Below are 13,200 nucleotides of genomic sequence, written 5' to 3' on the forward strand. Positions count from 1 at the left end.
TGCCAAAAAATGTATGAGATTAATGAGATTGCACGGCTTCGCTTTCATGCCAGGCGCTCAGGGCGCGCCTCGAAATCCACGACATCACCCCAAACAGCGCGATACCGGTGAGTGAAATGAGCAGCAGGGCGGCAAACATCAGCGGGATGTCGAGCTGGTATCCCGCCTGCAATATCTGGTAGGCCAGACCGGTGTTATTGCCGCCGGTACCGGCAACAAATTCCGCGACCACCGCACCAATCAGCGACAGGCCGCTGGAAATGCGCAGCGCACCGAAAAAATACGGCAGGGCAGAAGGAATGCGTAACCGGATCAGGATTTGCAGACGGCTGGCGCGGCTCAGCTGGAAATAACTTAGCAGGCCGGGCGAGACACTGCGCAGTCCCTGCGTGGTATTGGAAATGATCGGGAACACCGCCATCAGTGTCGAACACACCACCAGCGACAGCGTGGTATCTTTGACCCAGATGATGATCAGCGGCGCGATGGCGACAATCGGCGTTACTTGTAAAAACACGATGTACGGGAACAACGCAGTTTCAACAAAGCGGTTTTGCACCAGCACGAAAGCCACCACCGAACCGATGACTATCGACAGTAAAAACGAGATCAGGGTGATTTTCAGCGTAAACAGCAGCGACATCGTCAGCGAGCCGAAGTTGGTCCACAGGCTTTCCAGCATCACTACCGGCGAAGGCACCAGAAACTGGGGGATTTTGAAATAACTCACCCAGCCCTGCCACAGCAAAATCACCACAATCGCGACCACTGCCGGATACAGCACCTTGCGAAAGGTCTGGTTATTGATCCACGGAGAGGATTTTTGAGTTTGCATAGCGTTACTCCATACCCGATTGGCTGGCTTGCAGCAGGCTGTCCTGCAACTGCTTCGCATAGCGTGAAAACGCCGGACTGACGCGAAAATCTTCGCTGCGCGGAAAGGGCTCGGTAATGGCGATATCTTCCACCACACGCCCCGGACGGGCTGCCATCATGATCACCCGCTGTGACAGAAATACCGCTTCATGAATCGAGTGCGTGACAAACACCACCGTCAGACCCTGTTCCCGCCACAGGCGCAGCAGGTCGCTGTCGAGCTTGTTACGGGTGATTTCGTCGAGCGCCCCAAAGGGTTCATCCATCAGCAGCAGTTTCGGACGCGTCACCAGTCCGCGGGCAATGGAGACGCGCATCTGCATGCCGCCCGACAACTCGCGTGGCAGGACTTTGGCAAATTTACCCAGCCCCACCAGTTCCAGCGCCTCGCTGACGCGGGTATTGGCTTCGGCCCGCGGTACGCCCGCGAGATCCAGCGGCAAACGCACGTTGTTTTGCACATTGCTCCACGGCATCAGCGTGGCTTCCTGAAACACGAAAGACAGCGGCACCTGCGTTTTTTCGCGACTGTCACGCCGCCACAGCACCAGTTTCCCGTCGCTGGGTTCCGTCAGCCCGGCGACCATTTTTAACAGCGTACTTTTGCCACAACCCGACGGGCCAAGCAGGGTGACGAATTCACCCTGATTAATGGTCAGATTGACCGGCAAAAGGGCGCGTGTGCCGTTGCTGTAAATTTTCTCCGCCGACAGCACTTCGATGGCGGGTACGGGCGGAGGATTGGCTGAGCGGACATCGCTCATCACGGTCAGTTTAGGGGCTGAATTCATGGCATAACCTTCGCGTCTTTGATCATGTCGAGGGTATAAGTCTGCTCAAACGGCACTTTATCCGCGTCGATCAGCTTGTTTTTCACCAGCATGTCCCAGGTTTTTTTCAGACGCGGTTCAGTGATGATGCCGATGCCGCTGGTTTGCGCGTCTCCGCCGGTCACCAGCGCATACTTCTTCATCTGCGCGATGCCGAAGGCTATCTGGTCGGCACCCATACGCGGGTTGGCCTGAGTGATAAGCTGGTTGCCTGCGGTCGGATCCTGCAAATAGTCTTTCCAGCCCTGCATGGAGGCTTTCACGAAGGCCGCCACCGCCGCCGGACGTTTTTTAACGGTGTCGGCCATGCAGATAATCGAGTTGCCGTACGGCGGATAACCCCAGTCGCTGAGCATGTAGACGTAGAACGGCCTGCCGCCTTTTTCGATTGAGAAAGGCTCGGAGGTGACATAACCCTGCTGAACCAGATTATTGTCGGCCAGGAACGGCTGCACGCTGAAGGTGTACGGGCGGATTTTGGCACCCGCCAGCCCCAGTTCACTCTTCGCCCACGGCCAGAACGAGGTATACGCCTCGGTGGCCAGCAGGAAGGTTTTGTCTTTCAGTTCCTGACCTTTCTCCACTTTGTCGTGGCTGATAAACACCGTCGGCGAATGCTGGAATACCGTCGCGACTGTCACCGCATGCACGCCAGCCTGCCAGGTTTCCAGCGCCTGACCGTTGTCGCCAAGCGTACAGTCAGCCTGTCCGGCAGCCATCAGTTGCATCACGTTGACCTGCGGACCGCCCATTTTGATGCTGACATCCAGACCGGCGGTTTTGTACAGCCCTTTGGCCTGCGCCTGGTAAAAACCGCCGTGCTCCGCCTGTGCGTACCAGTTGGTCAGGAAGGTGAATTTCTCTTCCGCCATGCTGGTGGCGGAAACCCCGGCCAGCAGCAGGGCAAGCAAGGTGTAAGCCGGTGTACGTCGTATTTTCATCGTAAGAATTCCTTTATTTGGAGACCAAAGAAGACGAAGGAGGCGTGAAACTGGTTTGCACAAAACCGTTCCAGTGGTGTTTTCCCCAGGTCGGTTCGCTGCGGACTTTCCATTCCATGTGATGGATTTCGGTGATCGCCTGCGCCCAGCTTGCCGCCAGCGAATCGAGGATCGCATGACCCTGTTCAGCGGTGGCGCCGGTCGGGTCGCCAATCACGCCACTCGGACCAAAATCATAAGAAGCCCAGGCAGCGGCAGGACGGCCCGAGGAAAGTGTCGGACACGGGAACTCCGGCGGATAATTGGCGACCGCATGTTCGATGTGGACACATTCCGGTGCCAGCGCCAGCATGACAGCGGTTTCGCTGTGACCGGCGTGCATCGCCATTTTTTGCTCCTGTGCGCTCAGAAACTGGTTTTCCACGTTGGGTACGCGAAACACATCGTGAGGGATCATGATCATGTCGCCGTGACGCAGGCGCATTTCCCGCGAGGCCATTTGCAGCACCTGCGGTTGTCCGCCGTGACCGTTGATCATCAATAGTTTGCGGAATCCGGCGCGGTACAGGGATTCGGCAATTTCTAAAATGGTCTGCAGCAGCGTGTCGCCGGTCAGGGTCAGCGTGCCGGGGAAATTCAGATGTTCGTCAGATTTGCCGTAGGTGATCGGAGGAATAGCGTAAGCCGGAATATCTTCCGGCAACCGCGCCAGGGCATGGCCCGCCACACCGGAGGAGATCACGCTGTCAACCGAACACGGCAGATGCGGCCCGTGCTGCTCAATCGCACCGGTCGGCAGGACGATCACGGTGTTGGCTTTATCGGGCAGGGCAGCAATGGCTGTCCAGCTCAGAAAGGGGAGAAAACGCGCTGCGGGAATATAACCGTTAATCATGCTGTACCTCAGGGTCGGACTTTATCGGGTTAGCGGGACAGGGGTAACCAGGCAGTGGCTTCCACTTCAATCAGTACGTCGGCGTCAGGCAGCATTTCACTGACCTGCACCACGGTGGAGACCGGCGGTTGCCCGGCGTAAAAGAGTTTTCTGACCCGGCTGTAATACGGGAAGTGATCGAGATTGCGAAAATACTGCACCAGCTTGATCACATCGCTCATTTGTCCGCCCGCATCTTCAATGGTGTGGCGGATGCTTTCGAGTACATACCAGCTCTGGGCGAGGATCGGCCCCTGTTTGGCGTCGGTGGAAAACTCACCGGTTTCGCCCAGCAGCAGGCGCGCTTCGGCGGGGATATCCTGAAAACCGCGCACGATCGTCGCCGTCTGCGGGTTAACGGGAATAATGCCGGAGAGAAAAACGAAATCACCGGCGCGACGCCAGGCGGCATATTGGGCGAGCGGTTTGCCCGCTCCCGCGTCAAGACTCATGGGATAACTCCTGATTCCAGGTGCGTTGATGGGTCAGCCTGCCGTGGCGGATAACCAGGCGGGCCGCGCTGTGTAAAGGCCAGGTCATGCTGTCGCTGCCGGGGAAAAGAACCAGCGTGGCATCGCTGCCGGGTGTCAGCGGCAGGCCGCTCTGCGCATTACCGGTCAGGGCGGCGACATCGCAGATAAGCCGCGACTGCTGATCAAAAACATTTTCAAGCTGAAGCGCGAACAGGGCGCAGCTCAGCGTATCCAGCGGGTCATAACTGCCTGCCGGACAAAAAGCGTCCTGTACGTTATCGCAGCCGAGCAGTAGCGGAATGCCCGCCGCCTGCGCTTCTTTCAGCAAGGTGATGCCGCGCTGGCGCGGTGTGCGGCCCGTCACGGCGTCCTGTAACAGCAGGTTGGTCATCGGCAGCGCAATTAGCGTAACGCGCTGCGCCGCCAGCAAACTCAGCACATTCTGCGCCTGCGGGTCACTGCCCGAGGCCAGTGCGCAACCGTGGCTGCAACAGATATGGCCGCTGAAGGTGTTCTCCGACAGGTAATGCGCCAGCCAGCTCAGGCCGTGTGCGACCGGCGAAAGCTCCTCGTCGATATGCAAATCCAGACTCAGTTGCCAGCGTGAGGCGCTGCGCATCAGGTGGGTCATCGCCGCCGGATCCCAGTTTGAGGAGTGGATAAATCCGCCCAGCAGACAGTCTTTTCCGCTTTGTGCGACCGCACGGGCAATGCGGTCAGCCGCGTCGGCATCTGCGAAAAAACTCAGCGGTGCCAGCGCCACCCGCTCCAGCGTGACACCCGCTTGCGCCATTCCGGCCAGCTCAGACCAGGCCAGCGGCGGCACCACGTCAAACCAGTCAATGTGGGTGCGCAAACGGGTCACACCGTTAGCCGCCGCCCAGGCCAGCCCCTTGCCTGCACGCTGGCGAAGGTCAGCCGCCGTCCAGTGCTGACGGTCCTGATGCAGGGTTTCAATGGCCGCCAGCAGACCGGGTTTTGACGGACGGCTGCGGGCAAGGGTGAAGGTTTTATCGAGATGCGCATGGGGTTCCACCAGCCCCGGCAGCGCCAGCGCACCGTGCACGTTCCACAGATCGTCCTGAGACGGCAGGGCAGGCATCAGCGAGGAAATTTTGCCCGCGTGAAAGCGCACATCTGCCGTAACCGGCTCGCCATTTTGTAAAGGCCAGTTCTCAGGAAGTAACCACGCCGGGAGGCGAACGTTGGCAATGCCTTTAAGCGCTGCTGCGGGGGTCGAAATGTTCATCGTCAGGCTCCGCGTTGACATTACAGGTCGAGGACCAGAACGGGGCTTTGGGAACGCGAACAGCACAGCGTAATCTGCGTGTTCTCCGCTTTCTCTTCTTCGGTCAGCACGCAGTCGCGGTGATCGGGAATACCGTCGATAACGTCAGTAATACAGGAGCCGCAAATACCCTGTTCGCACGACAGCATAATATCGACCCCGGCACTTAATAGGACTTCGGCAATCGTCTGGTGCGGGCCGACTAAATACCGTTGCCCGCCGGTGCCGAGCTGAATATGAAATGCCTGACCGCCTGCATCATTATTCAGATTCGCATTACTGAAACGCTCAAAAGATAATTGGTTTTCCTGCCAGTGATGCGTCTGCATAATATCGTTAAGTCGCTGAATAAACCCGTCCGGGCCGCAGGCCAGCACCTGCGTATTCTCATCCGGCTGACACAAACTCAGCGGTGTATTGTTGCGCAGGGAATCGTTTGCGCTGCTGTCATGCAAAAAAACGTGCCTGGCTAATGCAGGCGCGGTTAAACGCGGGAGAAACGCGGCTTTTTCACTGTCCGAGACATAATAATGCAGTTCAAATTCAATCTTTTGCTGCGCCATATGTTCTGCCATTGCCAGCAAGGGTGTGATGCCGATCCCCCCGGCAAACAGTAAATATCGCCCGGCCTGCGGCAGCGGGAAATGATTGCGCGGTGCCGAGATCGTCAGGTTATCGCCGGGGCTGAAATGATGATGGATGAAGTGCGAGCCGCCGGTGGAGTTTTCCGCCAGTTTTACGCATATTTCATAATATTCACCGCGGCTGTTTTCACTGCATAAAGAATACTGGCGCGGGCCGAGATCAGGAATAAAAACGTCAATGTGCGCGCCCGGTAAATAAGCCGGTAATAAATTCCCCTGCTGCGCAATAAGCTGCAAGGAAATATTCCCGACACCGTTGATGTCGGCGGTTTTAATAGTGACAGGAATTAATCCGGCATCTTTCATCGTCATTTACCGTATTTGCTCTGGTGAATCATTCATAAAAGGGAAATTCATTCGTTCGCCGCATAACCTGCTGTCTTAACCCGCATTACTGCACAGGGTCAGCCTGAAAAGTGATGAAACGATTGTTCCCGTTGCAATGAAAGCTACGTTATTGTTATAAAACTGTTGCGTCCAGCGCTTTGATTCGCACGTCCCGTTGCATAAAAGAGAGCACTCATTATGTTCGCATTCTCCCGTTTTCTGCTGTACTTCACTGAGGTTGCCCGCCAGGGATCGTTTCGTAAGGCGTCCGAAACCCTGCATGTGGCCGCATCATCCATTGACCGGCAGATATTGCGGGTTGAAAAAGAATTAGCCATGCCGCTGTTTGAGCGGCATCCCACCGGGCTGCGGCTGACGGCGGCCGGAGAGCTATTGCTGCATGCCGCCAGTAACTGGAAAAAGGATTTTTCACGTGTCTGCGAACAGCTCGATGACCTGCGCGGGTTGCGGCGCGGGCATGTGCGGATTGCCACCATCGATGCCATCAACCGGCAGTTTTTCTCATCGATGCTCAAAAAGGTGCATCTCGATTATCCGAACATCTCATTCACACTGACGACCATGAACAACGTGGATATTCAGCAGGCACTGATTTCAGGCGATGCCGATTTCGGACTGATGCTGAATCCGCAAAGTTCCCGCGAGTTGCAGGTGCGGGCTTTTGCCGAAATCGAGTTGGGGGTTGTGGTGCCGAAGGGGCATCCGCTTGGCGACAGAAGCGGCGTGCGTTTTAATCAGTGCATGGAATACCCGTTTATCCTGCCCGCCGCGCCGCTGATGCTGGCCGAACCGGTTCAGGCACTGATGAATATCAATGGCGATAGGATCCACGAGGTCGCGGTATCGAATAACATCCACATGATCCGCTCGCTGATTAAGGAGAGAATGGGCATCGGCATTCTGTGCTGGCTCGACATTATGGATGAGGTGCACAACGACGAGTTGCGGTTTATTCCGCTGACCGATCCGCAGTTAAAAACCTTCACGCTTTCCCTGTGCGTTGCCCCTGCCCGACAACTTTCCCTGGCCGCCTCAATGATGCTCAAACAACTGGAGATGTTGTTCAGTCAGATCCCGACAACGGGGGGCGACCGGCATTGATTTGCACTGTTTTGGTGCTTCGCGCTCTGTGGTGAATCAAAGGTTGCAGAGCGCACAGGTCAGATCCCCCGGCAAAGCGCACGGGAGGCGCATCAGCGAAGTTGGCATCCTTTTTGTATAGCTTAATGTGAGTAGAAGCGGTCAGTGCAGGCAACTGCGCGGGACATTGCTCAGCAACCATTTCGCGGTTCATTTTGAGCCGGTCAGGGGGCTGAGCCGCGTTTGCTTGTCCCCCCTCCGGCGATGATTAGGAGAGGAGCAATGAAGTCAATATCCCGCATTCCCCTGTCTTGCTGCGTGCTGAGCACGCTGGTTCTTGGATCATTTTCCCTGTCGGCAAGTGCCGATGAGAAAATCGCCTTGCTGACCTCGTGGTACGCCCAGGCCGAGCAGGGCGGCTATTATCAGGCGCTGGCGACAGGCATTTATAAACGTTACGGGCTGGATGTCAGTATTCAGTCCGGCGGCCCGCAGATCAACGGCATGCAGTTACTGTTGTCAAAACGCGCTAACGTGATCATCGGTTATGACCTCCAGTTGCTCGAATCTGTACAGCGCGGTTTTCAGGCCAAAGCTATCGCTGCTCCCTTTCAGTACGACCCGCAGGGTTTACTGACCCATGCCTCCGTCACCTCCCTGGATGGCCTGAAAGATAAAACCATTCTGGTTTCCAGTTCCGGTCAATCAACCTGGTGGCCGTGGCTCAGGGCGCGTTATCAGCTCAGGGATGCACAGGTGCGCCCCTATACCTTCAACATTCAGCCGTTTGTTGCTGACGAAAATGTAGCGCAGCAGGCGTACGTCAGTTCTGAAGTGTTTCAGGCGCAGAAGGCTGGCGTGAAATCCAATTTCTTCCTCTTCTCGGAGCATGGCTATCCGCCTTACGGCGGGATCCTGATCACCCGTCCGGACCTTATCAGCAGCCGTAAAGAGGCAATGGCGAAATTTGTGCAGGCGTCGATGGAAGGCTGGGTGAGTTATCTGCAAAACCCGGCACCGGGCAACGCGCTGATCAAAAAAGACAACCCGAAGATGACCGACGACCTGCTGGCCTGGGGTGTTCAGCAAATCAAAGAACATCACCTGATTGATGGCGGCGATGCAGCGACGCAGGGCTGGGGCACCATGACCGAAGCCCGCTGGCAGAAAACCCGTGATTTCATGGTCAGCGCCAAACTGCTGAATGCGGATACCGACTGGAAGCAGGCGTATACCACCGAATTTGTTGAGCACATGCAGGTTAAACCCTGAGGAGCGTTGCGATGTCATCTGACTCTTTACTGATTAAAAATGCGCACGCCATCCTCACCGGTCTGCCGGGAGAAAAAGCGCGTCACGCAGGACCGGATATTCGCGTCCGCGATGGTGTTATCGGCGCGATCGGTTCCCTGACGGCGCTGCCCGACGAGCGGCTGATTGATGCGCGTGACTGCGTGGTCTATCCGGCCTGGGTGAATACTCACCATCATCTGTTTCAGTCCTTGCTCAAAGGCGAGCCACAGGGGCTGAACAAAAGTCTGACCGCGTGGTTAAGCGCGACGCCGTATCGCTTTCGCGCCACGTTTGATGAATCCACGTTTCGCCTTGCGGTGCGTATCGGCCTGACCGAACTGCTGCGTTCCGGCTGCGCCACCGTGGCGGATCACAATTACCTTTACTGGCCGGATATGCCGTTCGATACCTCGGACATTCTGTTCAGTGAAGGGGAAGCGCTGGGCATGCGCATTGTGTTGTGCCGGGGCGGCGCAACGCAGGGACGGGCGATTGAGCAGGATTTACCGCAAGCGCTGCGACCGGAAAATTTCGACCACTATATGGCGGACATGGAACGGCTGGTTGGCCGCTATCACGATCCGCAACCGGCGTCTCTGCGTCGTGTAGTGATGGCACCGACCACGCTGCTGCATTCTGCGCCCGGCGCGCAGTTGCGTGAAATGGCGAAACTGGCGCGCCGTTTAGGCATCCGGCTGCACAGTCATTTGTCGGAAACCGTGGATTATCTTGATGCGGCGCGCGCTAAATTCGACATGACGCCGGTGCAGTTTTGTGCGGAACACGACTGGCTGGGGGACGACGTGTGGTTTGCGCATCTGGTGAAGTTACTGCCGCAGGAGATTGCGATACTGGGACAAACCCGCACCGGCATTGCGCATTGTCCGCAAAGCAACGGGCGTCTGGGCAGCGGCATCGCCGATCTGCTGGCGCTGGAGCAGGCTGGCGTTCCGGTTTCGCTGGGCGTTGACGGCGCGGCATCGAACGAAGCCGCGGATATGCAAAGTGAGGCGCATGCCGCGTGGCTGTTGCAACGTGCCCGAAAAGGCATGCTGGCGAAGCCGCGCTATGACGGCGGCACCTTTGAAGGCGGCGGCGATGCGGCATCCATCGAAGACGTGGTGCGCTGGGGCAGCGCGGGCGGGGCGCAAATCCTCGGCCTGCAACAGAGCGGCACCGTGCAGGTGGGCATGCTGGCAGATATCGCCATTTACCGGCTGGACGACCCACGTTACTTCGGCCTGCATGACATGGCGATCGGGCCGGTAGCCTGCGGCGGCCGCGCGTCACTTAAGGCGCTGATGATCAAGGGCCGCGTTATCGTCGAAAACGATGTCATCCCCGGTCTTGATCTGGAGGCCATGCGCCACGAGGCAATGTCTGCCGTCCGAACCCTGCAACAGCGCGCTGCGGGTTGAACCCTATTGATTATGAAGGATAAAAAAATGACACAATCCACTCACACCTCATCCGCTCAGGCATCAGGTTATGCATTACAGGAACTGGAAAAAGAAGCGGGAATGGGCGCGATGGGCGAAGAGACGTTTGCCCGCGAAGTTCGCTGCATCGATCTCTCTGATTTCGAAAACCGTAAAAGCGAGATCGCCGATGAACTCTGGCTGGCAGCCGTCGAAATCGGTTTCTTTCAGGTGAGCAACCACGGCATTGCGCTGGACGATATTCGTCAGGCATTCAGCATGACGGAAGATTTCTTCTCGCTGCCCGACGAAGTCAAAGCGCAATATCCGCTGGCGCGTAACGCCGGCTGGGAAAATAAGTCTCAGGTGCGCCCGTCGACCAAAACGCCGGATCAGAAAGAGTCCTATCAGATCACCCGTCCGCTGATGGCGTCGCTGTGGCCCGGCGAACAGGAGTTGCCTGCTTTTAAACAGACCATGCTGAGTTTTGAGTCACAGTGCTGGCAACTGGGCATGAAATTGCTTTCCTGTTTTGCGCTCAAGCTGGGTTTCCCGGAGCACTTTTTCGAGCAGGCGCACAATCCAGATCAGCAAAGCTATCAGAGTACGCTGCGCATGCTGCACTACTATGCTACCGAACAATCGGAGCAGGGGATGTGGCGTGCCGGTGCGCACACTGATTTCGATTGCCTGACACTGCTTTTCCAGCGTCCCGGTCAGGGCGGCTTACAGGTGTGTCCGGGCAAAGATCGCGAAAGTCAGCAGTGGACCAGTATCGAACCGCGCGAAGAGGTGATCACCTGCAATATTGGCGACATGCTGATGCGCTGGAGCGACGATCAGTTGCCTTCCAATTTCCATCGGGTAAGAAACCCGCTGCCCGGCGAATATCAGGGCGCGCGCTACAGCCTGGCGTTTTTCTGCCAGGCCAACAAAGACGTCGAAATTCTGGGACCGCAGGCGAAATATCCGGCCATCAGCGCCGAAGACTATCTGCAGCAGCGAATTCAGGCGAATTTCGCGAAAGGATAAGGGGATCTGAAAGCAAAAAAAGCCCGCTGAGTTTACTCACGCGGGCTTTTTTGTATCAGTCAGGCGGTGGTATTGATATTGCGACCGATTGCCGGATTAGCAGGTAACGCGGGGATCGAGTCAATCATGCTGGTCACTGCCGTCTGCTGACTATCCAGCGACTTTTTCAGCAGGATGTTGTTGACCTGAGTGCTGGTATCCAGGCTATTAAGGCTGGTCGCCAGCGATGCAATTTGCGAAACATCCATTTTGTTCTCCTGTTCGGTACAACATAAAAGGAACTGCTCCGGGCGTGGAGCTGTAAGGTTATCGGCAGTTTGCGCAATAACTGTAGAGGTAAATACTGTTGAGGTCGCAGTCGCTTAAAGGCTCTCCCGATCCCGGACGCAAGGGGAAAAGGCCCGGTAGCCTGTATCGCCTCAGGAATTACGGTTATAATCGCACAAATTATTCAACGGATTTAGAAACGAAAATGACAAAACTCTCCTTACAAGAACAACTGCTGAAAGCGGGATTAGTGACCAGCAAAAAGATGGACAAAGTGCAGAGAACGGCGAAAAAATCACGCGTTCAGGCACGCGAGGCCAGAGAGGCGGTGGAAGAAAATAAAAAAGCGCAGATGGAACGTGACAGGCAGCTGAGCGAACAACAAAAACAAGCCGCGTTATCTAAAGAATATAAAGCGCAGGTGAAGCAACTGATTGAAATGAATAAAATCGTCATTTCAGCAGGGAATATTGATTTTAACTTCACCGATAATAATCTGATTAAAAAATTGGTGGTGGATAAGGCAACGCAGTCTCAGCTGATCAGTGGCCGTCTTGCCATCGCACGTCTGGTGGCTGATAACCGTGGCGAAAGTCAGTACGCCATTATCCCCGCCAGCGTCGCAGATAAAATTGCCCAGCGTGATGCCAGCAGTATTGTCTTAAACAGTGCGCTGAGTCAGGAAGAGCAGGATGAAGAAGATCCGTATGCTGATTTCAAAGTGCCTGATGATCTGATGTGGTAATGGCGATTTCCTCGGGAGATCTACCGAATAAATAACGGGCATTAAACGGGATAATTCAATTATCCAGATGAGGTTGCATCAGGGTCTCAAACCATGAATGGAAGACCGCCAGTCTCCTGGAGCGCTGGCGGCGATGCGGATAGATAAAGGATACCGGCATAGAGGCCGCCCGATAATCTGGCATGACCTCCACCAAATCTCCTGACGCCAGCAGGTGTTGCACATCAAAGCGGGGGATTTGTATCAGCCCAAGGCCTGCCAGGCAGCAGGCGATATAACTTTCTGCATTGTTAACGGCAACCTGGTGGGGGATATCGACACGGTGCAGGTGCCCGTCCTTTGACTGATACTCCCAGGGTAATTCTTTGCCCGCTTTGGATGAGGTATAACCGATGGTCAGATGTCCTGCGGCGAGATCGTCCGGCCTTGTGGGCAGGCCATGTTCGCGCAGATAAGCCGGGCTGGCGCAGTTGATCAGGGTTATGTGACCCAGTGAACGCATGACTAGACTGCTGTCATGCAAGACGCCCACACGGATGGCACAATCCACGCCATCCTGCACCAAATCGATAGCCCTGTCCGATGAGCCGAGAACCAGTTGTAAACGGGGGTGGCATCGCAATAATTCCGGCAGGGCCGGGGCTATCAGGCGACGGGCAATACGGCTGGGTACATCGATGGTAAGCTTCCCTGAAACATGGCGCTGACTGAGCTGAAATGACTGGTCGATATCCTCGACTTCTGCCAGTAAAGGGCGCACCCGTTCGAGCAACTGCTCGCCGTCGGCCGTCAGCCGCACCGTGCGGGTTGTGCGGTGCAGCAGCCTCACCCCCAGTTGCGATTCTAATTGCTGGATGGCGGCAGAAACTGAGGCTCGCGGTACAGAGAGTGCGCTGGCGGCCCGAACAAAACTTCCCATTTCAGCTACCTGCGCGAAGACGCGGTATTGGTTGAACCTGTCCATTTTTGCTGTCTCGTGGTTATTCCTGACAAAAGAAAATGCACTATTTCTCTTTGTTTGCGCAAGGAGG

14 protein-coding genes are annotated in these 13,200 nt (G+C 56.1%); 5 read left to right on the forward strand and 9 right to left on the reverse strand.

All coding sequences use genetic code 11. The features are described 5' to 3' along the window. Positions 1-19: 19 nt before the first annotated feature. Genes RAHAQ2_RS09320 through RAHAQ2_RS09350 form a run of 7 tightly spaced genes read right to left on the reverse strand, consistent with a single transcriptional unit; the run spans position 20 to position 6,298 of the window. On the reverse strand, positions 20-835 hold the full coding sequence (locus RAHAQ2_RS09320) for an ABC transporter permease (RefSeq protein ID WP_015696982.1): 816 nt from the start codon (positions 833-835) through the stop codon (positions 20-22). A 4-nt stretch (positions 836-839) separates the two neighbouring features. After that, positions 840-1,667 (reverse strand): ABC transporter ATP-binding protein, encoded by an 828-nt coding sequence (locus RAHAQ2_RS09325; RefSeq protein WP_015696983.1) that lies wholly within the window; start codon positions 1,665-1,667, stop codon positions 840-842. Further along, the gene (locus RAHAQ2_RS09330; RefSeq protein WP_015696984.1) at positions 1,664-2,647 is read right to left on the reverse strand and encodes an ABC transporter substrate-binding protein; all 984 of its coding nucleotides are present in this window, start codon (positions 2,645-2,647) and stop codon (positions 1,664-1,666) included. The genes RAHAQ2_RS09325 and RAHAQ2_RS09330 overlap by 4 nt, the downstream gene beginning before the upstream one ends. Before the next feature lie 13 nt (positions 2,648-2,660). Then, on the reverse strand, positions 2,661-3,542 hold the full coding sequence (locus RAHAQ2_RS09335) for a creatininase family protein (protein WP_015696985.1): 882 nt from the start codon (positions 3,540-3,542) through the stop codon (positions 2,661-2,663). Positions 3,543-3,571: 29 nt separating this feature from the next. After that, the gene (locus RAHAQ2_RS09340) at positions 3,572-4,033 is read right to left on the reverse strand and encodes a RidA family protein (protein ID WP_015696986.1); all 462 of its coding nucleotides are present in this window, start codon (positions 4,031-4,033) and stop codon (positions 3,572-3,574) included. Further along, complete coding sequence (locus tag RAHAQ2_RS09345; RefSeq protein ID WP_015696987.1) at positions 4,023-5,303, reverse strand: amidohydrolase family protein; 1,281 nt, start codon at positions 5,301-5,303, stop codon at positions 4,023-4,025. Before RAHAQ2_RS09345 ends, RAHAQ2_RS09340 begins: the two co-directional genes overlap by 11 nt. A 20-nt stretch (positions 5,304-5,323) precedes the next feature. After that, on the reverse strand, positions 5,324-6,298 hold the full coding sequence (locus RAHAQ2_RS09350) for a PDR/VanB family oxidoreductase (RefSeq protein WP_015696988.1): 975 nt from the start codon (positions 6,296-6,298) through the stop codon (positions 5,324-5,326). Between the two features lie 213 nt (positions 6,299-6,511). Here RAHAQ2_RS09350 and RAHAQ2_RS09355 point away from each other — a divergent pair, with 213 nt between their 5' ends. The 4 genes from RAHAQ2_RS09355 (at position 6,512) to RAHAQ2_RS09370 (ending at position 11,157) form a co-directional block, all read left to right on the forward strand. Further along, positions 6,512-7,435 carry a LysR family transcriptional regulator gene (locus RAHAQ2_RS09355; RefSeq protein ID WP_015696989.1) on the forward strand — a complete coding sequence of 308 codons (924 nt, stop codon included), beginning with the start codon at positions 6,512-6,514 and terminating at the stop codon, positions 7,433-7,435. 261 nt (positions 7,436-7,696) lie between these two features. After that, positions 7,697-8,686 (forward strand): ABC transporter substrate-binding protein, encoded by a 990-nt coding sequence (locus tag RAHAQ2_RS09360; protein ID WP_015696990.1) that lies wholly within the window; start codon positions 7,697-7,699, stop codon positions 8,684-8,686. 11 nt (positions 8,687-8,697) lie between these two features. After that, a complete protein-coding gene (locus RAHAQ2_RS09365; RefSeq protein WP_015696991.1) occupies positions 8,698-10,125 on the forward strand; it encodes an amidohydrolase family protein in 1,428 nt (475 codons plus the stop codon). Between the two features lie 27 nt (positions 10,126-10,152). Continuing rightward, positions 10,153-11,157, forward strand: a complete 1,005-nt coding sequence (locus RAHAQ2_RS09370; RefSeq protein WP_015696992.1) for an isopenicillin N synthase family dioxygenase — start codon at positions 10,153-10,155, stop codon at positions 11,155-11,157. A gap of 59 nt (positions 11,158-11,216) precedes the next feature. Here the strand turns inward: RAHAQ2_RS09370 and RAHAQ2_RS09375 are convergent, their stop codons facing one another. Continuing rightward, positions 11,217-11,405: a YjfB family protein gene (locus tag RAHAQ2_RS09375; RefSeq protein ID WP_015696993.1), complete on the reverse strand. Its 189-nt coding sequence runs from the start codon at positions 11,403-11,405 to the stop codon at positions 11,217-11,219. A 224-nt stretch (positions 11,406-11,629) separates the two neighbouring features. Between RAHAQ2_RS09375 and RAHAQ2_RS09380 the strand changes: the two genes are divergently transcribed. Further along, complete coding sequence (locus tag RAHAQ2_RS09380; RefSeq protein ID WP_015696994.1) at positions 11,630-12,169, forward strand: DUF2058 domain-containing protein; 540 nt, start codon at positions 11,630-11,632, stop codon at positions 12,167-12,169. 55 nt (positions 12,170-12,224) lie between these two features. On the opposite strand, the gene RAHAQ2_RS09385 is transcribed toward RAHAQ2_RS09380, so the two are convergent. Continuing rightward, positions 12,225-13,133: a LysR family transcriptional regulator gene (locus RAHAQ2_RS09385; RefSeq protein WP_015696995.1), complete on the reverse strand. Its 909-nt coding sequence runs from the start codon at positions 13,131-13,133 to the stop codon at positions 12,225-12,227. Positions 13,134-13,200: the final 67 nt, after the last annotated feature.

This window comes from Rahnella aquatilis CIP 78.65 = ATCC 33071 (assembly GCF_000241955.1).
GTDB classification, from domain to species: Bacteria; Pseudomonadota; Gammaproteobacteria; order Enterobacterales; family Enterobacteriaceae; genus Rahnella; species Rahnella aquatilis.

Excerpts from the sequence above, each read along its gene's own strand:
- RAHAQ2_RS09320 (WP_015696982.1), bottom strand. The coding sequence starts at position 835 with ATGCAAACTCAAAAATCCTCTCCGTGGATCAATAACCAGACCTTTCGC.
- RAHAQ2_RS09325 (WP_015696983.1), bottom strand. The coding sequence starts at position 1,667 with ATGAATTCAGCCCCTAAACTGACCGTGATGAGCGATGTCCGCTCAGCC.
- RAHAQ2_RS09330 (WP_015696984.1), bottom strand. The coding sequence starts at position 2,647 with ATGAAAATACGACGTACACCGGCTTACACCTTGCTTGCCCTGCTGCTG.
- RAHAQ2_RS09335 (WP_015696985.1), bottom strand. The coding sequence starts at position 3,542 with ATGATTAACGGTTATATTCCCGCAGCGCGTTTTCTCCCCTTTCTGAGC.
- RAHAQ2_RS09340 (WP_015696986.1), bottom strand. The coding sequence starts at position 4,033 with ATGAGTCTTGACGCGGGAGCGGGCAAACCGCTCGCCCAATATGCCGCC.
- RAHAQ2_RS09345 (WP_015696987.1), bottom strand. The coding sequence starts at position 5,303 with ATGAACATTTCGACCCCCGCAGCAGCGCTTAAAGGCATTGCCAACGTT.
- RAHAQ2_RS09350 (WP_015696988.1), bottom strand. The coding sequence starts at position 6,298 with ATGACGATGAAAGATGCCGGATTAATTCCTGTCACTATTAAAACCGCC.
- RAHAQ2_RS09355 (WP_015696989.1), top strand. The coding sequence starts at position 6,512 with ATGTTCGCATTCTCCCGTTTTCTGCTGTACTTCACTGAGGTTGCCCGC.
- RAHAQ2_RS09360 (WP_015696990.1), top strand. The coding sequence starts at position 7,697 with ATGAAGTCAATATCCCGCATTCCCCTGTCTTGCTGCGTGCTGAGCACG.
- RAHAQ2_RS09365 (WP_015696991.1), top strand. The coding sequence starts at position 8,698 with ATGTCATCTGACTCTTTACTGATTAAAAATGCGCACGCCATCCTCACC.
- RAHAQ2_RS09370 (WP_015696992.1), top strand. The coding sequence starts at position 10,153 with ATGACACAATCCACTCACACCTCATCCGCTCAGGCATCAGGTTATGCA.
- RAHAQ2_RS09375 (WP_015696993.1), bottom strand. The coding sequence starts at position 11,405 with ATGGATGTTTCGCAAATTGCATCGCTGGCGACCAGCCTTAATAGCCTG.
- RAHAQ2_RS09380 (WP_015696994.1), top strand. The coding sequence starts at position 11,630 with ATGACAAAACTCTCCTTACAAGAACAACTGCTGAAAGCGGGATTAGTG.
- RAHAQ2_RS09385 (WP_015696995.1), bottom strand. The coding sequence starts at position 13,133 with ATGGACAGGTTCAACCAATACCGCGTCTTCGCGCAGGTAGCTGAAATG.